The 19,473-nt window shown below is 73.2% G+C and carries 19 protein-coding genes; 12 read left to right on the top strand and 7 right to left on the bottom strand.

Annotation, left to right across the window (positions count from 1 at the left end; translation table 11 throughout):
• Positions 1 to 89 precede the first annotated feature (89 nt).
• Both OHB56_RS34725 and OHB56_RS34720 read right to left on the bottom strand, forming a co-directional pair.
• A complete protein-coding gene (locus OHB56_RS34725) occupies positions 90 to 1,337 on the bottom strand; it encodes an NAD(P)/FAD-dependent oxidoreductase (RefSeq protein ID WP_406357696.1) in 1,248 nt (415 codons plus the stop codon).
• A gap of 248 nt (positions 1,338 to 1,585) precedes the next feature.
• Positions 1,586 to 2,584 carry a MerR family transcriptional regulator gene (locus OHB56_RS34720; RefSeq protein ID WP_406357695.1) on the bottom strand — a complete coding sequence of 333 codons (999 nt, stop codon included), beginning with the start codon at positions 2,582 to 2,584 and terminating at the stop codon, positions 1,586 to 1,588.
• Positions 2,585 to 2,741: 157 nt separating this feature from the next.
• On the opposite strand from OHB56_RS34720, the gene OHB56_RS34715 reads away from it, so the two are divergent.
• From OHB56_RS34715 to OHB56_RS34700, 4 genes are all read left to right on the top strand, one after another.
• Positions 2,742 to 3,350 carry a sigma-70 family RNA polymerase sigma factor gene (locus OHB56_RS34715; RefSeq protein ID WP_326755679.1) on the top strand — a complete coding sequence of 203 codons (609 nt, stop codon included), beginning with the start codon at positions 2,742 to 2,744 and terminating at the stop codon, positions 3,348 to 3,350.
• Positions 3,351 to 3,454: 104 nt separating this feature from the next.
• The gene (locus OHB56_RS34710; protein ID WP_406357693.1) at positions 3,455 to 4,303 is read left to right on the top strand and encodes a DUF4397 domain-containing protein; all 849 of its coding nucleotides are present in this window, start codon (positions 3,455 to 3,457) and stop codon (positions 4,301 to 4,303) included.
• Positions 4,304 to 4,331: 28 nt separating this feature from the next.
• Positions 4,332 to 4,952 (top strand): class F sortase, encoded by a 621-nt coding sequence (locus OHB56_RS34705; RefSeq protein ID WP_406357691.1) that lies wholly within the window; start codon positions 4,332 to 4,334, stop codon positions 4,950 to 4,952.
• Positions 4,953 to 5,026: 74 nt separating this feature from the next.
• Positions 5,027 to 5,455, top strand: a complete 429-nt coding sequence (locus OHB56_RS34700; protein ID WP_406357690.1) for a hypothetical protein — start codon at positions 5,027 to 5,029, stop codon at positions 5,453 to 5,455.
• Positions 5,456 to 5,614: 159 nt separating this feature from the next.
• On the opposite strand, the gene OHB56_RS34695 is transcribed toward OHB56_RS34700, so the two are convergent.
• The 5 genes from OHB56_RS34695 to OHB56_RS34675 all read right to left on the bottom strand — a co-directional run bounded on the left by OHB56_RS34695 (position 5,615) and on the right by OHB56_RS34675 (position 11,551).
• Positions 5,615 to 6,193, bottom strand: a complete 579-nt coding sequence (locus OHB56_RS34695) for a DNA starvation/stationary phase protection protein (protein WP_326755675.1) — start codon at positions 6,191 to 6,193, stop codon at positions 5,615 to 5,617.
• A 263-nt stretch (positions 6,194 to 6,456) separates the two neighbouring features.
• Positions 6,457 to 7,629, bottom strand: a complete 1,173-nt coding sequence (locus OHB56_RS34690) for a hydroxylase (RefSeq protein ID WP_326755674.1) — start codon at positions 7,627 to 7,629, stop codon at positions 6,457 to 6,459.
• A gap of 28 nt (positions 7,630 to 7,657) precedes the next feature.
• Positions 7,658 to 8,497 (bottom strand): alpha/beta fold hydrolase, encoded by an 840-nt coding sequence (locus OHB56_RS34685; RefSeq protein ID WP_406357687.1) that lies wholly within the window; start codon positions 8,495 to 8,497, stop codon positions 7,658 to 7,660.
• 67 nt (positions 8,498 to 8,564) lie between these two features.
• Complete coding sequence (locus OHB56_RS34680; RefSeq protein ID WP_406357685.1) at positions 8,565 to 9,968, bottom strand: MmgE/PrpD family protein; 1,404 nt, start codon at positions 9,966 to 9,968, stop codon at positions 8,565 to 8,567.
• An 815-nt stretch (positions 9,969 to 10,783) separates the two neighbouring features.
• A complete protein-coding gene (locus tag OHB56_RS34675; RefSeq protein ID WP_406357684.1) occupies positions 10,784 to 11,551 on the bottom strand; it encodes an IclR family transcriptional regulator in 768 nt (255 codons plus the stop codon).
• 249 nt (positions 11,552 to 11,800) lie between these two features.
• Between OHB56_RS34675 and OHB56_RS34670 the strand changes: the two genes are divergently transcribed.
• From OHB56_RS34670 to OHB56_RS34635, 8 genes are read left to right on the top strand one after another with little or no spacing between them, the layout of a single operon-like run.
• On the top strand, positions 11,801 to 12,766 hold the full coding sequence (locus OHB56_RS34670; protein ID WP_326755670.1) for an ABC transporter substrate-binding protein: 966 nt from the start codon (positions 11,801 to 11,803) through the stop codon (positions 12,764 to 12,766).
• On the top strand, positions 12,763 to 13,617 hold the full coding sequence (locus tag OHB56_RS34665; RefSeq protein ID WP_406357683.1) for an ABC transporter permease: 855 nt from the start codon (positions 12,763 to 12,765) through the stop codon (positions 13,615 to 13,617). The genes OHB56_RS34670 and OHB56_RS34665 overlap by 4 nt, the downstream gene beginning before the upstream one ends.
• On the top strand, positions 13,614 to 14,402 hold the full coding sequence (locus OHB56_RS34660; RefSeq protein ID WP_326755668.1) for an ABC transporter permease: 789 nt from the start codon (positions 13,614 to 13,616) through the stop codon (positions 14,400 to 14,402). The genes OHB56_RS34665 and OHB56_RS34660 overlap by 4 nt, the downstream gene beginning before the upstream one ends.
• Positions 14,399 to 15,217, top strand: a complete 819-nt coding sequence (locus OHB56_RS34655; RefSeq protein WP_406357681.1) for an ABC transporter ATP-binding protein — start codon at positions 14,399 to 14,401, stop codon at positions 15,215 to 15,217. The genes OHB56_RS34660 and OHB56_RS34655 overlap by 4 nt, the downstream gene beginning before the upstream one ends.
• Positions 15,210 to 16,409: a flavin reductase family protein gene (locus tag OHB56_RS34650; protein WP_326755666.1), complete on the top strand. Its 1,200-nt coding sequence runs from the start codon at positions 15,210 to 15,212 to the stop codon at positions 16,407 to 16,409. The genes OHB56_RS34655 and OHB56_RS34650 overlap by 8 nt, the downstream gene beginning before the upstream one ends.
• A gap of 37 nt (positions 16,410 to 16,446) precedes the next feature.
• Positions 16,447 to 17,325, top strand: coding sequence for a VOC family protein (locus OHB56_RS34645; protein ID WP_406357679.1), 879 nt, complete (start codon positions 16,447 to 16,449; stop codon positions 17,323 to 17,325).
• Positions 17,326 to 17,355: 30 nt separating this feature from the next.
• The gene (locus OHB56_RS34640; RefSeq protein ID WP_406357677.1) at positions 17,356 to 18,522 is read left to right on the top strand and encodes a hydroxylase; all 1,167 of its coding nucleotides are present in this window, start codon (positions 17,356 to 17,358) and stop codon (positions 18,520 to 18,522) included.
• Complete coding sequence (locus OHB56_RS34635) at positions 18,522 to 19,412, top strand: alpha/beta hydrolase (RefSeq protein ID WP_326755664.1); 891 nt, start codon at positions 18,522 to 18,524, stop codon at positions 19,410 to 19,412. Before OHB56_RS34640 ends, OHB56_RS34635 begins: the two co-directional genes overlap by 1 nt.
• The last annotated feature ends 61 nt before the right edge of the window (positions 19,413 to 19,473 follow it).

The following is a 19,473-nucleotide window of genomic DNA, read 5'->3' as shown; positions in this document are numbered from 1 at the left end:
CGCAGGGGCAGGTCGGCGGCGCTGCGTGCCGCACTGTGGGTTCCGTGGGCCGGCCGCCGGTGGATGCGCCGGGCCCGGTCCGGTCCGGGTCAATCGAGCGCCAGGTCGTTCAGCGCCTCCCGGGCGGCCCGGGTGCCCGAGGCCAGCGCGCCCTGCACGGATCCGGTCGCCCGGTGGTCCCCGCAGACGTACCGGCCCGGGGCGAAGCGCGTCGTGCGGCTCAGCGGCCAGGGCGGCTCCATCGCGGGCAGCGCCCCGGCCACGGTGTACGTGCCGACCTGCTGCCAGCCGCTCGTGTCGGTGCCGTAGAGCTCGGACAGGCGCCGGCGCACCGCCTCGTCGGCCCCGGGCCGGTCGGGGCCCAGGACGGAGCTGGAGATCAGCGCGGTGCCGGGCGGGGCGTAGGTGGGCGTCACCTCGGTGAGGACGCAGGTGTTCAGCACCGCCCCGGTGCTGTCCACCAGCAGGGTCGGCTCGGCCAGGGGGGTGTGCGCGGCGGCGTGGTAGTACGTGGTGACGGTCCGGCTTTCGGGCACGGCCAGGCCGGGCAGCAGGCGGGCCGCGGTGGCGGCGTCCGTCGCCACCACGACGGACCCGGCCGGCAGCTCGCGGCCGTCCTCCAGGAGAACCCCCGCCGCGGTGAGCGCGGTGACCGGTGTCTCCAGCCGCAGGACGCCGTCGGGCAGGCCGTCGGCCAGCCGGCCGGGGACGGCGCCGATGCCGTCGGCGGGCAGGCAGAGCGTTCCCCGGACCATGCTGCGCCAGACCAGGTGGAAGAAACGGGCGGAGGTCTCCAGCCGGTCCTCCAGGAACACGCCGGACAGGAACGGCCGCAGAATCTCGGTGACCGTCCCGGCCGACAGCCCGGCGCGGGACAGTGCGGCGGCGGTCGAGCCGTCCGGACGCCGGGTGAGGAGTCCGGCGGGCAGAAGGGCGTCCCGCGCGGTGAGCGCCGCCATCGCGGCCAGGTCGCGGGCCGGCAGGGCCCGTCCGGGCAGCAGTGTCCCCGCCGACCTCGGCCGCCGGGTCGGATCGGCGAGGTGGACGGGGCCCGTCGAGGTGTGCGCGGTGATGCCCGGTGTGAAGGGCCTCAGCCGCAGACTCCGCAGGTCGAGGCGTCGCTTCACCTGGGGGTAGGAGGTGTTGAACACCTGGAATCCGCGGTCGAGCCGGAATCCGTCCCGCCGGTCGGTGCGCATCCGGCCGCCCACGCCGTCGGACGCCTCCAGCAGGGCCACCCGCCGTCCGGCACGGCACAGGTCCAGCGCGCAGGCCAGGCCGGCGAGACCTGCTCCGACGACGACGGTGTCCGGGAACCCGTGGTGCCGAGTGTTCATGTTCCTCTTCCTCCGCCGCTCGATTCCCTCTGCGATTCCCTCTGCGCCGAGGGCCGGTACTCGTCCTGGGGCGCGCTTCGGCCCGCACCGCCGCACCCGTCCCACCTCGCCCGCCACGCGTGCGGAACGTGTCGCCGGCGGGCGCCGTGCGCGGTGGCGGGATCCACCGCGTGCCGTGTCCACCCGAGCACGTCGCGTCCGGCGGGGCCAGGCGCCACCACGACCCGGTACCCGCCGAGCCCGCCGGATCACCTGAGCGCGACCGACTCCACCGCCGTGACCGCCTCCGCGAGCCCCGACGGACGCGGCAGTCCTTGCACGGTCTGCCCGGCCCAGCCGGGTCCCAGCGTGAGGACGACCGGCTTCCTGCGCGCGCCGCGCACCCCCCATTCCATCGCGGCCACGTGCTGGGCCAGGGGTCTGCTCGCGGTGGTCCGCGACTGGGCCCACAGCCCCACCGCGGCCGGCCCGGTCCTGCGTACGGCGGCCACGAGCGACTCGACGGGCAGCGCGCCGCCGAACATGCGTACCGGGAGACCCCGTTCGGCCAGTGCGGCGGCGAGCACCTCCAGCGGCAGTGTGTGGTTCTCCGCGGGCACGCAGGCGAGCACCGTGGTGGCGCCGGGCCGGGCGGCGGCCACGGGCGGAGCGTGGCGCCGCAGCGCGCCGGAGACGTGCCAGGACAGGAAGTGCTCGACCTCGACGTATCGCTCGCCCGAGCTCTCCCACTTGCGGCCGACCGCCTGCAGCGTCGGCACGATCACCTCGGTCCAGGCGGTGACCAGGCCGTGTTCCTCCATCGCCGTCCTCAGCAGTTCGTCGAGGGCGGCGGCGTCCAGGCGCAGGGCCGCGCGCGCGACCCCTCTGCACTCCTGACGCACGTCGCCCAGCTGCAGACCGGAGCCGGCCCGGCTGCGTCGGCGGGCGGCCGGCGCCGGAGGGGGAGCGGTGCCCGCCCGGGGCGCGGGCGCGTCGGGCATCACCTCGTCGAGCGCCAGCCGGGCGGCCTCGGCGGGTGGCAGTCCGGTCGCCGTCAGCGCGCACATCCGCTCCAGCCGGGCCACGTCCGCGTCGGTCCAGCGGCGGTGCCGGCCACCGGTGTGCGCGGTGGGGCCGAGACCGTAGCGGCGGTCCCACGTCCGGACGGTCGTGGGTGCCACCCCCAGACGCCGCGCCACCTCACCGGTGGTCAGCCCGCCGCCACGCGGCGCGCTCCCGCTCTCCTCGACGTCTCTGTCCGGGCCCATACTTCCCTCTTCCGACGCACAATCGACGCATGTTGTTTGCGTCGTTTCGGCTCTCCACACTGTAGGCCAGGCACTCGGTCAGGGCGCGCGTGCCGACCGGCGGGCGTGACAGTCGGCCTTCCGCCCCGCACAGGACGCACGCAGGAGGAACAAGGCCATGAGCACGAAGACACGGTCCACCGGTGTCCGCCCCGCGGCGGCGGACGAAGCGCTGTACGAGAGCGAACTGGCCCGTGGTCTGCGCGCCGCGGACGAGAACGCGTTCGCGGCGGTCTACCGGCGCTGGGGCTCGCTCGTCCACACGATGGCCACCCGCTCGCTCGGCGACGCCTATGAGGCGGACGACGTGACCCAGCAGGTGTTCCTCGGCGCCTGGCGCGGACGGGAGGGCTTCCGTCCGGAGCGGGGCCCCCTCGGCGCCTGGCTCGTCGGCATCACCCGTCGGAAGATCGTCGACGCCCTGGCGGCCAGGACGAAACGCCTCACGCTGGTCGACTCGGTGGCACACGACGCCGGCACCCGGCCGCACGAGGAGCCGGCGCCGGACGAGGTCCTGGACCGGGTGCTCCTGGTCGACGCCCTGTCCCGGCTGCCGCGCGCCCAGCGCGAGGTGCTCTGCATGGCCTTCTACGAGGACCTGACCCAGGCCGAGATCGCCGAGCGGACCGGCATGCCCCTGGGCACCGTGAAGAGCCACGCACGTCGTGGTCTGCTCCGGCTGCGCCAGGGCATCGAGCAGGGCCGCGCCGACGACACCGCCGCGTAGGCGGACCGGAACACCGGTGCCGGGCGCATCCGCGTCGGCGTCCCCGCGCGAAACGGACACGAGACCCCGCGACCGGCGGAATCCTCACCGAAGGAATGATCCTCATGACTTCCCGGACCTCTCGGACCTCCCGCACCCTCGCCGCCTCGGCCGGAGCCTGCGCCCTCGCCCTCGGCGTGGCCGCGCCCGCCCTGGCGGCCCCCGACGCCGACGGCGACGACACCGCCATGGTGTCCGTCTTCCACGGCGTTCCCGGCCTGACCGTCGACGTCTACGCCAACGGTGACGAACTGCTCGGCGACTTCGAGCCCGGCACGGTGACCGCCCCGCGGTCCCTCGACGCCGGCACCTACGACATCCAGCTCTTCGAAGCCGGCCAGGGCCCCGACGGCACCCCGGCCGTCGAGAAGAAGATCGAGGTGCCCGCGGGAGCGAACGCCACCATCGCCGCCCACCTCTCCGCCGACGGCAAGCCCCGGCTGACGGCCTTCGTCAACGACGTCTCCAAGGTCGACGCGGGCAAGGCGCGCCTGACCGTGCGTCACGTCGCCGCCGCCCCGGCCGTGGACGTCCGAGCGGGCGGGCAGCCCCTCTTCAAGGGACTGGAGAACCCCGAGGAGGACACCACCGTGGTCGACGCCGGCACCGTCCCGGCCGACGTGGTGCTCGCCGGCACGGACACCGTGGCGATCGGCCCGGCCGACCTGAATCTGAAGGAGGGCACCAGCAACGTCGTCTACGCCTGGGGCAGCGCCGCGGACAAGAACCTGGCGCCGGCGACCCAGACGCTCGGCGGCATGGAATCCGTGCCGAACGGCGTCGACGCGGGCGGCGGCGGCGCCGCGGTCTCCTCGAACTCCTCCGACCAGTGGGTGGCCTGGGCGGCCGCGGCCGGGACGGCGGCGTTGGCGGGCGTCCTGGTGGCCCGCCGGGCCGCGGGCCGGCGTGGGTGACACCGCGCGACGGCTGACCGGTCTCGTCATGGCGACCGCCGCTCTGGCGGCGGTCGCCACCCTGCGCGCCGGGCCCCCGGACCAGGGGACCCCGCCGCCCGACTTCGGGCCGGCGGCCCCGGCACGGGCGGCCGCCGCGAGTGAAATCCCCGGCGCCACCGAGCCGTCGCCGCCTCCCGCCCCGCGCGGCGAACGGCGGGAGGCGCCACCGGAGCGCGTCCTGGTGGGCGACGTGGGCCTGGACGCCCGGGTCCGGCCGGTGGGCGTCACCGAACAGGGCGCGATGGCCGTTCCGGGGGATCCCGCCGTCGCCGGCTGGTACCGCTTCGGTCCCGCGCCGGGAAGCCCTCGGGGGTCGGCCGTGCTCGTCGGACACGTGGACGGCGACACCGGTGCGCTGGGCGAGTTCGCCGCACTCTACGACGTGCGGCCCGGGGCCCGGGTCGAAGTGCGGCGGACCGGCGCCGGGTCGGCGGTCTACCGCGTCGTCGCGCGTGCGACGGTACCGAAGGCCGGCCTTCCGTCCTCGACGTTCCGGCGGACCGGTCCCCCGGTTCTCACCCTCGTCACCTGCGCGCCCCCGTTCGTCCCCGAGGCGGGCGGTTACCAGGCCAACCTGGTCGTCACAGCGGAGCCTCTCCCTGCCTGAGACCGGGCCGGTACGCGCGGACGGAACGCGAACAGGACGCGGACAGGACACCGCGCACGAGATCAGGAGGGTACGTGGCACACGTCGAGCCCGCGCACCTGGTGGAACTGGCGCTGGGCAACGGCGTTTCGAGCGACGACGCCGACGCCCTGCGCCACATCGCCCTGTGCCGCACCTGCCGGGAGGAGCTGACCCTGATGGCCCGGGTCGTGGCCGCCGCGCGCGGCGTGGAGGAGGCCGACCTGCCGGTCGCGCCCCCGCAGCGGGTATGGCGGCGGATCGCGCAGGAGGTGTCCCGGACCGGGGAGGCGGCCCCGCCACCGGTCGCGGAGCCCGTCCGCCGGCCTCGTGCGGTGGGGGGAGCCGGACGTCGCGCCGTCCGCTCCCCGTGGACCGGCACCCGAACGAGCCGCCGGGTGCTGGGTCTTCTCGTCGGAACCGCCGTCGTCGTCCGGTGGGCGGTACGGGCCCGTTCGGCGCGGCGGGTCGGCCGCGGCGGCTGACCCGCAGCCGGTCGTGTCGCGGTCGTGGCTCGGTCGTGCGGAACGGATCCGCCCGCCGGGCGGACGATGACGCCCGCCGGTTCCACCGCGGACCGGCTTGGCCTCGGCGGGTCCGGCGCCGAAAAGAATGCGGCCGGCCCGGGTGGCCGCCCGGCGTGGTCAGGGCTGGGTGCGTGCCTGGTCCGCCGCCTGCTCCGCGGCTCCGCTCTCCGTGGAGGCACCGCGGGTGCTGAGCCGTCCGCCACTGGATTCCAGGTGTGCGCGGACGAACCACTGGAAGAGTTCCAGGCCGCGCAGCTGCTCGATGAGCATGTCCTGGGTGACCGGGTCGGACGTCTCGGTGGCCTGCATGGCCTCCCGGTGGTCCTTGATGACGGAGGTGTACACGAGGTCGAGAGCCCCGAGGTGCTCGATGGCTTCGGCACGGCCGATCGAGTAGTCGTCCCAGGTGCGCTGGTTCACCAGCGCCCCCGGGGTGCCGTCGGGTTCTCCGCCGAGGGTGGAGATCCGCTCGGCGAGGTCGTCGGTCATGGAGCGGACCTGGTCGACCTGGGGATCGATCATCTCGTGCACGGCGATGAAATGCGGTCCGACGACGTTCCAGTGAACGTGCTTGAGGGTCAGGTGGAGGTCGTTGAGGGAGTGCAGACGCATCTGCAGCATCTCGATGATTCCCCGGCTGTCCTGGGTGCTCATTCCTGGCACGGTGTACGAGATGTCCGGCGGCTGTGACGGCATGGCGGTACTCCTTGTGCGATCGGGTGCCGAGACGACCACACAAGCACTGGTCACCCCGGTCCCGGAGCGCGACCGCGGCCTGCCCCCTCTCATGTCACCGGTTCGGGGTAAGGCACGCGGGAACCCCGCGGCCGCTCGCGGTGCGAGCGGCCCGTCGACGCGCGTGCGCCCCTTACGGCCCCGGGTGTCCGTCCGGTCCCGCCCCTGCTCCTTCCCCTGCCCCTGCCCTGCCCCTGCCCCTGCCCCTGCCCCTGCCCCTGCCCTCAGAAGAGCACCGACGCCGGCAGCGGGTGTCCGTAGGTGTTCAGGCCGTAGGCCTGGTAGATCGGGTCGGCGTTGTTGCTGGCGTGGTTCATCGCGGCGTGGATGTCGCGCCAGCAGCGCTGCAGCGTGGAGTCGCTGCGCAGCGCCGAGCCGCCGGCGTGCAGGAACAGCTCGTCGACGGCGTCCACCGCGCGCCGGGCGATGCGGACCTGGTTGCGGCGGACCCTCAGCCGTTCCTCGGGCGAGAACCGCTCGTCGCGCTGTGCCTGCTCCCACATCCGCTCGATGTCGTCGAAGAGCTGGACCTCGCCCGCCTCCAGGTCGGAGATCGCCCGGCCGAGCACGGCGAGCTGGTGCGGATCGTTGGCGGTCTTCACTCCGCGTGCGGTGACCCTGCCCCGCATCGAGGCGATGAACGCGGCCAGGGCGCCCTGCGCCATCGCGACCGTGGCGGTGGTGATGCCCGCGGTGAACATCGGGTGGAAGGGCATCCGGTACAGCGGCGAGTCACCGCGGCCGACCCGGTGGGCCAGGCCGCCGTCCTCCATCGGGGCCGGGTCGAGGATCCGGTGCTCCGGAATGAACTTGTCCTCGATCACGATGTCCTTGCTGCCGGTGCCGCGCAGCCCGACGACGTCCCAGGAGTCCTGGACGATCTCGTAGTCCTCGCGGGGGAGGACGAAGTGGCGCAGTCCGCCCGGGACCGGCTTGCCGTCCTCGTCCACGATCAGGCCGCCGAGGATGATCCACCGGCAGTGGTCGGTGCCCGAGGAGAAGGGCCAGCGTCCGCTGAACCGGAACCCGCCCTCGACCGGGGTCGCGCGCCCCAGGGGGGCGTACGGCGAGGCGATCCAGGTGTCCGGGTCCTCGCCCCAGATCTCCTTCTGCAGGGCGATGTCCATCTGGGCCACCTCGAACGCGTGGACGCCGACCACACCGGCCACCCAGCCCGCGGAGGAGGAGTGGACGCCGATGTCACGCAGGGTGCGGAAGAAGTCGACCGGACCGGCCTCGTGGCCGCCGAACTCGGCCGGCTGGAGCATCCGGATGACGCCGCTGGAACGCAGCACCGCGGCGGCCTTGTCGGTCAGCCGGCCCAGCTCGTCGCTGGGTGCGGCCTCGGCGGCGATCTCCTCGGCGCGAGCCAGGATCCGCTCGTGTACCTCGTGCATGGCAGAAGCCCTTTCTTCCTCTTCTTCCTCAGTTGTGGAGGAGGAAGTCGGTGACGGTGCGGTTGAACTCGTCGGCGTGCTCGAGCTGGGCCCAGTGGCCGCAGCCGGCCAGCAGCACCATCCGGGAGCGGGGCACCAGCGAGACGAGCTTCAGCGAGCTCTCGTAGTGCACGACCCGGTCGTCGCGGCCGTGGACGAACAGGGACGGTGCGGTGATGCCGGCGATCTGGGCGTGGGTGGCCATGTGCGGGCGCGGCCTGCCGATGCCGTCGGCGAAGTTGGCGAGGTGGTCCGGGCGCTCCACCGCGGCCCGGTGGCGCCGGCGGACCAGTTCCGGCGAGGCGTGCGCCGGGGCGAAGGTCATGACGTCGACCAGGTCGCGGAAGTTCTCCTCGGTGGGCTCGCGGTAGGTCCGCTGCAGCACCTTCACGCCCTCGCTCGGCCCGCCGCCGGGGACGAAGAGGTGGGCGCCGCCGACTCCGGCGCCCATGGTGACGAGGTGGCTGGTCCGTTCCCGGTGGGTCGCGGCGAACATGACCGAGGTGGCGCCGCCCATCGAGTTGCCGATGAACGCCGCCTGCTCGATCCCCAGGGCGTCGAGGAACTCCAGCGCGGTCGCGGCGTGGTCGCGGTCGTCGTAGCCGACCGGGTCGGACTTGCCCCAGCCGGGCATGTCGACGGCCAGGCAGCGGAACCGCTCGCCCAGCTCGCGGATGTTCGCCGCGAAGTTGTTCCAGCCGGTCGCACCGGGGCCGGAGCCGTGCAGCAGGACGAGCGGGTGGCCCTCGCCGTACTCGTGGTAGTGGACGCGCCCGCTCGGCAGTTCCACGAAGCGGCTGGTCGCTTCCTCGGTGAAGGTGTCGGTCATGGTCCGGTTTCTCCTGGTGTCGGGTACGGCGGCGCGATGCGGGTCGCGGCCGGGGAGGCGGGCCGGGTCAGCCGTGGACGGGCGGACCGGCGAGAAGTGTCTGCAGGTCCCGGGGCTGGTCGGCGTCCGGGACGGCGTGCAGTGCGTCGAACCAGTCCGCCTTCTCGGGTCCCCGTCCCACGCACTGGTGGAATTTGGCGGCCAGTTCGGCGGACGAGAGCGGCCGGTGCGAGTCGCCGCGGGAGTGGTGGACGTCGCGGACCAGGAGCCGGCCGTCTTCGGTGTGCAGCCGGACGACGGTGTGGCCCGGCTCCTCGGCCGGCGGCCGCTCGGCGAGCTCGATCCGGGCCATCAGCTCGGCCACCCCCGGACGTTTCAGGGCCTCGTCGGTGAAGTCGCCGAGCAGTACGTTCCCGGTCAGCAGGGCGACGGCGAGGGTGTACTCCAGGGAGAACTTGGCCTCGAGCCCGTTGCCCGGCCCGGTGTCCCGCAGCGGGCGGGTGCCGCCGTGCTCGAGGGTCACCTCGATCCGCGAGATCCGGCCGACGCCGGCCCCCAGCTCCTCACGCAGGGAGAGTCCCGCGTCGATCGCGCGCTGGGTGGCGAAGCAGGAGGGATAGGCCTTGATCGCGTAGTCGTCCACCCAGCCGGTCACCCAGTGCTCCAGCCGCTCCCCCAGGACCGCCGTGCGCCGCGGATCGTGGTCGCCGAAGAGGTCCAGGAAACCGCCGCGCGCCTCCAGCTGGGCGGGGTGGGCGGTGAAGCCCCGGCGGGCGAGCCCCACGGCCATCACGGCGTCCCGGGAAGCCAGGCCGGCGTGCATCGGTTTGGTCATCGTGCCGAAGTTCGCCAGGCTCCCGGACGCCTGGGAGGCGGCGATGCCCAGGGCGTGAGCGGTCACGTTCCCGTCCAGGTCGAGCAGGCGGCAGCCGGCCGCGGTCGCGGCCAGCCGTCCGGTGGTGGAGGTGTTGTGCCAGCCCCGGCCGTAGTGGACGGCGTGCGGGAGCGCCTCGGAGACCGCTCGGAAGACGGCGGAGCCGACGCTGTAGGCGGCGTCGAGCTCGGCGCCGGTCACCGGACGGCGGGCGGCGAGCGCGAAGAGCGTCGGCAGCAGGACCGCGGCGGGGTGCATGGCCATCGAGGGAGCGGCGTCGTCCCAGTCCAGGGCATGCGCGGCGGTGCCGTTGACCAGGGCGGCGTCGGCGGGTCCGAGTCTGCTCGTCGAGCCCCACACGGCCGCCGTCCCGGCCCGCGCGACGACGTCGGACGGCGCCTGGTCCTCGACCCAGTCGCGTACCAGCACGGCCGCCGGAGTGCTGAGCCCGGCGACGGCGACCCCGACGGTGTCGACCGTCAGGCCGCGCAGGGCCGCCCGGGTGGCGGGCTCGGCGCGGCGGTCCCGCCGGCGGACGAAGTCGACCAGCTGCGCGGTCGCGCCGACCTGCTGCGGCGTGGGGGAGGCGACGCTCACGGCTGTCCTCTCGGTGGTGGTCCCGGGGTCTGTCCGACACGTCCCCGTCGTCCGCCCGGGCACCGCTGGGTGGGCGGGGATGTGTCGGCCGGACCCCGCGGGCCGCCCGACGGCCCGCGGTGACCAGTCTCGGAGCAGCGGACGCCGAGCGGTCCGTGGCTCGCACCCAGCGGAAAGCGAGTTGGCGGCGGCGGCACGACGGGCACGCGCGGCTGCCGGCCGAAACGGGTCACGGGGCGCGTGGCCACCGGCCGGGGCGGCCCGCACGGGAGCATGCCCGCCGGTCGGTGTTTTCCCCGGCCCGTGGGAGAGCCGCCCGTGGGGTGGGGCGATGCCGGGCGTCGAAACCGTATGCCGTCGCCGGCGGCCGGTCGTGGGTGAGCGGCCGTGGGCGCGGTCGCCGGTGACCGGCCGTGGAGGAGCGGCCGTAGGCGCGGTCGCCGGTGGCCGGCCGTGGAGGAGGAGCCGGCTGCCCGGCGGGGGCCTGCCCCCTTGCCCCCTCGCGCGGAGGCCGCGGCGGTACAGACCGTGGTCGATCGGCTCGTTGCGGGAACGGCCGTGAGGCCGGCCGGGTCCGAGCGATCCGACGGATGCGTGTTCGCGGGCTCTCCCGGGCATGCGCCGGTGCGGCGCACGACCGACGGGACGGCCTGCGGCGCCGCGGCCTCCGGCGCGCCGGGCAGCGCTTACCGCCACGGTGCGCCGGGGAACGGGGGGTCCGGGACCTCCGGCCGTGTCGCCGACGTCCCCCGCTGCTCGCCCGGGCGACGAGGTCGCTCGCCCGGGTGGCCCCGGCAGTGCGGGAGCCCGCCCCTTCAGGCGTGCGTTCTGCCGAGCGCGGGCTCCTCCAGGCTGCCGCGCAGGCCGGCGGAGATGTCCCGGGCGGTGGTCCGGGCCTGGCGGCCCAGTGACACCGGCGGGTGCTGGCCCCGGCGACCGCCGATCATCACGCAGGTGCTCACCGTCTGGTCCTCGGCGAAGACGGGCGCGGCCGCCCAGACCAGCGGGGAGGTGTGCTGTGCGCCGGTGGGAGAGTGCGCGAAGCCGATCTGCCGGACCTGGGCGAGCGTCTGCCGCCAGGCGAACTGCTCGTCGCTGCGCAACGGGCGCGACGTGGGTCGGCGGTCCGGGTCGCGTCCCCAGGCCAGGAGGACCAGGCCCGCGGGGTGCTCGTCCAGTGCCGGTGATCCGAGCTGCTCCCAGACCTGGACCGTGTTGCGCCCGGCGATCTTGTCGATGATGTGCAGCCGGTCGCCCTCGCGGGTCACCAGGGCGACCGGCAGCCGGGTGCTCGCGTGCAGGTCGACCAGGGCCGGGCGGGCGCAGTCGCGCAGCAGCCGGATGTCCGGGACGCCGTGGCCGAGCCGCCACAGGCGCGGGCCGAGCCGGTAGCGGCCGCGGCCGGTCCGCTCGATGGCGCCGTGCTCGGAGAGGGTGGCCAGCATGCGGTGCACGGTCGCCGGCGGCAGGTCGGTCACCGCGCAGATGTCGGCGACCGAACGCTCGGGCTCGCCGCCGGTGAAGCAGCCGAGGATGTCGAAGGCCCGCGCCAGCACGCCGCGCTTGCCGTTGATCTCGCTCATCTCGGCTCCATCCCGCCCATGTCCGACGCTGTCCGTCGGCCAACCATTTTCAGCCAGAACGTATGTGTATACGGAACGTACGCGACGTCCTGCGTTACGTCGAGGTTTCCGTGGGAGCCGAGTTGAAATTCCGATTGGTGAGGGATCGGGCCACTCGAGGGCCCTGTTTTGCCACTGTCGTCATGCCCGCCACGGACGCAACTTCCGAACGAGCCGCACTGCCGGGCACGACAGAAGGACTGGACCCTCATGGCTTCCACTCGTTTTCGCGCTCTCGCCGCGACCGCCGTCGCGGCGCTGGCCCTGTGTACCGCCTGCTCCTCCGACGGCTCGGACGCGTCGGCCGACGGGCCGCTCAAGCTCGCCGTCTTCGCCTCGCTCAACGGCGTCCCGGCCTTCGCCGCGGACGAGGAGGGCGTGTTCGAGAAGCACGACCTGGACGTCACGATCAGCACGGCGAAGACGTCCACCGAGATGGTTCCGCAGCTGCTCGGCGGCAAGGTGGACCTCGCTCTGCTGGACACCGCCACCTCGCTCGTCGCGGCGGGGCAGGGCGTGGACCTGGTCTATGTCGCCGGCGCGACCGACGGCGGCATCCCCAAGGGCCAGGAGGAGTTCAGCTTCGCCAACGTGTGGGTCCAGAAGGACTCCCCGATCAAGTCGCTGGCCGACCTGACCGGCAAGACCGTGGGGGTGCCGCAGATCAAGAGCGCTCCCTGGGTCGACCTGCGCGGTTCCGTCGACGAGGCCGGCGGCGACAGCGCCTCCATCAAGTTCATCGAGTCCCCGGACCCCCTGGCCGCCCTGAAGTCCGGCCAGGTCGACGCGACCACCACGCCCGAGCCGGTGGGCACCGTGGAGCGCGCCAAGGGCGATCTGCGCCCGCTCGGGCCGGTCAACTCCGGCGGCGGCGGGGTGGCGTACGTCTGGGTCACCACCCGGGACTTCGCCGAGGCGAACAAGGGGACCGTCAAGGCCTTCGGCGAAGCGGTGCGCGAGGGCAACGCGGCGGTCAACGACGACCGTGAGCTGCTGGTGAGGACCGCCGCCGAGGTCCTCGAGGCGGACGCCGGCCTCCTGGAGAAGGCCGCGTTCCCGGTCTACGCCGAGAAGCCGCTGACCGCCGCGGACGTCGAGTTCTCCGTCGAGTACATGAACAAGTACGACCTGTTCGAGAAGGGTGCCCCGGACGCCGCGAAGCTGGTCGGGCCGTGACCGGCGCGAAGACCGAACCGAGCGTGACCGGCACGAAGACCGAGCGGGCCGCGGCCGACGCGAGGTCCGGGGCCGTGCCCACCGGCGTCCGGCGGCTGGTCAACCGGCTGCTGGCCGTCCTCGTGGCGCTCGTCGTCTGGCACCTGTTCGCCCTCGGGCCCGGGGCCTCCAGCGACTTCCCGACACCGCTGGAGAGCTTCCGGACCGCCATCGACCTGGCCGGAACCGGCGCCTACTGGTCGAACATCGCCACCTCGGTCGAGACGGCCCTGCTGGGGCTGGCCCTCGCCGTGCTGGTCGGCCTTCCGGTAGGTCTGCTGATCGGCGCCAACGAGCACGCCCGGCGCAGCACCCAGCTGCTCCTCGACTTCGGCCGGACGGTTCCCGCGATCGCGCTGCTGCCGCTGTTCCTGCTGCTCTTCGGCGCGACCCGCGAGCTGGGCCTGGTCCTGATCCTGGTCTCGGCGGTCTGGCCGGTCATCATCCAGACCTCCTACGCGGTCGGGGAGATCTCGCCCCAGCTGCGCCGGGTCGGGCGGGCGTACCACCTGACGCGGTGGCACCTGCTGCGGCACCTGATCGCGCCGTCGATGTTCCCGTTCGTCTTCGTCGGCCTGCGGATCGCCGCGACGCTCTCCCTGCTGATGGCGATCAGTTCGGAGTTCCTCGGCGGCTCCGACGGTCTCGGCTACGTCCTGCTGCAGGCGATGCAGATCAACGACACCGAGCGGGCGTTCGTGTACTCGTTCACCGCGGCGACCCTCGGCCTGCTGCTCAACCTGGTCTTCGTGCTGCTGCAGCGCCGCGTGCTGTGGTGGCACCCCTCGGTCCGTAAGGGAGGTGCGGCATGAGCAGGGCACTGAAGGCCGCCACGCTCGTCGCCCGGGAAATCTGGCTCCCGGTTCTGCTGGTCGCCGCCTGGTGGTGGCTCAGCGCCGGCAGCACCTCGCTCTACTGGCCCGCTCTCTCGGAGATCACCGGCCGTTTCGTCGACCTGTGGTTCTTCGACCACCTTCTCGAGGACGCGCTGCCCAGCGTGGTCCGGCTGGTCACCGGCTTCGGGATCGGGTTCGCCGCCGCCGTGGTCCTCGGCCTGGTGCTCGGCTCCGTCCCGGCGCTGGAGGACGCGACCCGGCCGCTGGTGGAGTTCATGCGGGCGCTGCCCAGCGTGGCGCTGCTGCCGATCATGATGCTGCTGCTCGGCACCGACGACGACATGAAGGTGATCACCATCGCCTTCGTCTCCACCTGGCCGATCCTGCTCAACACCGTGGAGGGCGTCCGGTCCGTCGACCCGGTCCTGCACCAGGTCGCGGCCGGCTACCGGCTCAGCACCTGGCACCGGATCCGCTACGTCGTCGTCCCCGCCGCCCTGCCCCAGGTCTTCGCCGGCGCCCGGGTGGCGCTGTCGATGTCGGTGGTGGCGATGGTGCTCACCGAGATGGTCGGCAGTCCGGGCGGGCTCGGCTACTTCGTCCTCGACTCGCAGCGCACGTTCGACATCGTCGCGATGTGGACCGGCCTGATCGTGCTGGGCCTGATCGGCTACGCGGCGAACAAGGCCTTCGGACTCGTGGAGGCCCGGGTGCTGGCCTGGCACCGCGGTTACACCAAGCAGAAGGAGGATCAGCGATGAAGGCGCAGACCACCCCGGACACGGACGCGCCGGACGCCGGCGCGCCGGACGCCGGCGTCACCGACCCGATCATGCAGGTCCGCGGGCTCGGCCACAGCTACGGCGAGCGCCAGGTCCTGAAGGACCTGGACTTCGAGGTCGGCCGCGGCGAGCTGATGTGCGTCGTCGGCCCCTCGGGCGTCGGCAAGACCACGCTCCTGGAGTGCCTGACCGGACTCCGCCGCCCCAGCGAGGGCCAGGTGCTGTTCGACGGCAAGCGGATCGAGGCACCGCCGCGCGGTCTGGCCATCGTCTTCCAGGACTACAGCCGGTCGCTGATGCCCTGGCTCAGTGTGCTCGACAACGTCGTACTGCCGCTGCGCTCGGCGGGTATGGCGAAGGCCGAGCGGGAAGCGGCCGCGCGGGAGGCCCTGGCCGAGGTCGGTCTCTCCGACTTCACCGGCTCCTACCCCTGGCAGCTCTCCGGCGGGATGCAGCAGCGGGTCGCGATCGCGCGGGCGCTGGCCTACCGGCCGGCCGTGGTGGTGATGGACGAGCCGTTCGCCTCGGTGGACGCCCAGACCCGGGCGGACCTGGAGGACCTGCTGCTGCGGGTCCGCGAGCACCTCGGCATCACGGTGCTGCTGGTCACCCACGACATCGACGAGGCCGTCTACCTCTCCGACCGGGTGCTCGCCCTGGGCGGGAAGCCGGCCGGAATCCGGCAACTGCTCACCGTGGACCTTCCCGGCCCGCGCGAGCAGGTCACCACCAAGGCGCTGCCTCGTTTCGCCGAGCTGCGCAGCCAGGTCTACCGTCTGATCCGCCATGTCTGAGCCGACCACGGGCACGGCCCCGACCGCGATCGACCCGCACCTGCTCCGCGAGGCCCTGGGGCACTACCCGACCGGGGTGGCCCTGATCACCGCGACCCTCGACAGCGGCGAGCAGATCGGGATGGTGGTCGGCACCTTCACCTCCGTCTCGCTGGACCCGCCCCTCGTCGCGTTCCTGCCCGACCGCGGCTCGCGCACCTTCGCCCGGCTGCGGGAGGCGAGCACCTTCTGCGTCAACGTGCTCGCCGCCGACCAGGCCGATCTCGTCACGAGCTGGCGCGGTCCGGAGTCGTTCGCCGGCGTCGCGTGGCGGCCCTCGCCGTCCGGCGCGCCGATCCTCGAGGACTCGGTCGCCTGGATCGACTGCGCCTACCACCAGCTGGTCGACGCCGGTGACCACTACATCGTGCTCGGCGAGGTCCGCTCGCTGGACGTGCAGCGGCCGACGTCTCCGCTGCTCTTCTTCCAGGGCGGCTTCGGCGGCTTCGCGTCCTCGTCGTTCCTGGCCCCGGCCGACCACGACCTGATCCGGGCCGCCCGGCTGAGCGAGGCGGCGATGGAGCCGCTGGCCGCTCTGGCCGCGGAGGAGTCGGCCGACGTCTCGCTGCTCGCGCTGGTCGGCGACCACGACGTGGTGATCGGCACCGAGCGCGGCTCGGCGATCCGCACCTATTTCGAGATCGGCCTGCGACTGCCGCACCTGCCGCCCATCGGCGCGGTCCACCTCGACCCCGACCACGAGGCCGGCCTCGCCCGCTGGCTCGACCGGCTGCCGCGCAAGGACGAGGCGTCGCGCGAGCGCTGCCGGGAGATCGCGGAGCGGGTCGCCGCCCAGGGCTACTCGCTCTGCCTGGTCGGCCACGCCCCGGACCAGGAGATCTGGCAGGACGTCACCCGCTACATCCACGGCGAGCCGACACCGCGACGCCGGCGCCAGGTGCTCAGCATGCACCTGGACCACCTCGACTACTACGAACCCGACCTCGACCCGGACGGCACCTACGACGTCCGCTCGATCACCGTCGCGGTGCCGATGGCCGGCACCCCGCGCCTGGCGGTCCGGATGTCCTTCCCCCCGGCCGGTGCCGACGGCAGGACCGTCGCCCGGTGGTGTGCGCAGGTGCGCGAGCGGGCCGCCGAGGTCGCCGACCTGATCCAGATCCGGTTCGGCCAGGATCGTGTGCTGGGCTGAGCCCCCACACGCACAGAGAACGACTGCGAGGAGAGACATGACCGCCCGAGTCACCGCCCTGGGTTACCTGCGGTTCACGGCCACCGACCTCGACCACTGGCAGGACTTCGGCCAGCGGGTGCTCGGGCTGATGGCCGACCGCAGAGGTGACGACCGCCTGCTGTTCCGCGTGGACGAGAAGAGCTACCGGCTCGAGGTGCGTCCCGGCGAACGGGGCGGCGTGAGCACGGTCGGCTGGGAGACCAGGGGGCCCGCCGAGCTCGCCGGGCTGGAGGCGCGCCTGGTCGCCGCCGGGTACGAGGTGACCCGGCCGGGCGAGGCGGTGGCCAAGGAGCGGATGGTCTCGGACCTGATCCGGTTCCGTGATCCCGACGACTGCTACGACCACGAGATCTTCTGGGGCCTGAGCACCTCCTCGGCGCGGTTCGCCTCCCCGATCGGCGCGGAGTTCGTCGCCGGGACCGAGGGCCTGGGGCACGTCCTGCAGGTGGTCTCGGACCGTGCCCGCTACGAGTCGCTCTTCCTCGACGTCCTGGGCTTCCGGCTCTCCGACCACATCGACCTCGCCCCGGACCTTGCAGCAACGTTTCTGCACTGCAACCCCCGCCACCACTCCTTCGCCTTCACCCCGCAGACGGGGGGCCGCCCGCTGGGCGTGGGGCACTTCATGCTCGAGGTCACCGACCTCGACGTGATCGGCCGGGCGATGGAGCACATCGAGGACGAGCCGCACCGGCTGCTGAAGACGTTCGGCCGGCACAGCAACGACCGGATGGTCAGCTTCTACCTGCTGACCCCGTCCGACGTGGGGCTCGAGTTCGGCACCGGCGGCATCAAGATCGACGACGAGACGTGGACGCCCACGCGGTACGACACCGCGCACTTCTGGGGCCACCACTCCGTCGACCACCACTGACCCGACTGCCCCACCAGAGAGGAAGGCGCCATGAACGCCGTGCTTGACCGCGTGATGGAACACGCCGAGCTGCTGGAGAGCGACGGACCCGTGTCCGAGGAGCTCGGCCGGGTCAGCGACGAGGTCGCTGCCGTGCTGCGCGAGTCCGGTGTGATCCGGATGCTCCAGCCCCGCGACTTCGGCGGCTTCGAGTCCCACCCGACCGAGTTCCTGCGCACCGCCTACGAGATCGGGCAGCGCAACGGCGCGGCCGGCTGGATCACCGGTGTGGTGGGTGTGCACCCGCACGAGCTCGCCCAGGGCGATCCGCGGATGCAGCGCGAGATCTGGGGCGAGGACCCCGACACCTGGGTGGCCTCGCCGTACGCCCCGATGGGCCGGGCGCGGCCGGTGGAGGGCGGCTACGTCTTCAACGGCCGCTGGCCGTTCTCCTCGGGCACCGACCACTGCCGGTGGGTGATGATCGGCGGCCTGATCACCGACCAGGAGGGCGACGTCACCGACCGGGAGACGATCCACTTCGTCATCCCGCGCAGCGACTACGAGATCCTGCACGAGTCCTGGGACGTCATCGGGCTGCGCGGCACGGGCAGCAAGGACATCGTCGTCAAGGACGCCTTCGTGCCGGAGCACCGGCTGATCCGGACCAACCCGGTCACCGACGGCAGCGCCGGGTCGATCGCGGGCCGGGACGCGCCGCTGTACTCGATGCCGCGCAACGTGGTCTTCTCCGGCGCGGTCACCACGGCGACGATCGCGCTGGCCCAGGGCACCCTGGCCGCGTACGTCAAGTGGACCCGGGAGCGCAGCAGCCGGTTCGGCTCGGCCAGCCGCGACCCGTTCCAGCTCTCCGTGCTGGCTCCGGCGGCCGCCGACATCGACGCCAGCATCGGCCACGTCCTGCACGACATGGACCGGGCGTTCGACATCGTCTCCTCCGGACGGCTGCTCACCCTGTCCGAGCGTGCCGAGATCCGCCGCAACCAGGTCTCCGCCTCGCACCGCGCGGCCGCGGCCGCCGACGAGATCTTCAAGGTCAGCGGCGGCTCCCAGCTGCACGCGAAGAACCCGATGCAGCGGATGTGGCGGGACTGCCAGAGTGCCCTGCACCACGTGCAGAACTACGCGGGCCCGCTGTACCAGGCCTACGGCATGAACTACTTCGGCGGCGAGATGCCGGCGGCGGTGAAGGTCTGATGACGGCCGGCACCCGCGAGCAGCCCGCCCACGAGCCGCTCACCCGCGAGTCCACCTCCCGGTTCGTCACGGTCGGCGGCACCCGTATCCACTACCACGAGGCGGGCACCGGCCCGGAGGTCCTGCTGTGCGTCCACGGCGGGGCGCCCGGGGCGTCGGGCTGGGGCAACTTCGGCACCAACATCGCCGAGCTGTCCCGACACGCCCGGGTCCTGGTCGTCGACCTGCCCGGTTACGGCCGTTCCGACGCCATCGAGCTGTCCGGCGGCAAGTACCGGCCCTACGCCGACGTGTTCGCCGCGATGCTCTCCGAGCTGGGCGTCGAGCGGGCGAGCGTGGTCGGTCTGGCCACCGGCGGCGCGGTCGCGCTCGCGATGGCCCTGCACCACGCCGACCGCGTGGACCGCCTGGTCCTGGTCTCCAGCGCCGGCGGTGTCCCCCTGTTCAGCACGATGCCGTCCGAGGGCCAGAAGGCGATCCGCTCCTACTACGCGGGCGAGGGCCCGTCGCGGGAGAAGATGCGCGCCTACCTGCGGATGATGATGTTCGACCCGGGGCTGGTCACCGACGAACTCGTCGAGGAGCGGTACCTGGAGTCGGTCGCCGGCGGCGAGGAGCGCCGGGCCGGCGCCGAATCGGCGGGCGTGCCGGCCGAGCCGCTGTGGCAGGAGCTGGGCCGGATCAAGGTGCCGACGCTGATCGTCTGGGGCACCGAGAACCGGGTGCAGGGCTTCGACAACGCCCTCTTCCTGCTCAAGCAGATCCCCGACGCCCAGCTGCACCTGTTCAAGCGCACCGGCTTGTGGGTGCCGTACGAGCGGGCCGCGGAGTTCACCCGGCTGGTCCTCGGCTTCCTCGCCGAGCACCCGGCCGGCCCGACCGCAGCCTGAGCCCGGCCTCCGCCCTGCACCCACGATCCGATCCGGGCCTGGCCGAGATCCGAGTTCCAAG

Source organism: Streptomyces sp. NBC_01635, from assembly GCF_045209715.1.
Taxonomy (GTDB): Bacteria; Actinomycetota; Actinomycetes; order Streptomycetales; family Streptomycetaceae; genus Streptomyces; species Streptomyces hirsutus.
The sequence above is the reverse complement of the archived record's forward strand: the minus strand, read 5'-3'. Positions and strand labels throughout refer to the sequence as shown.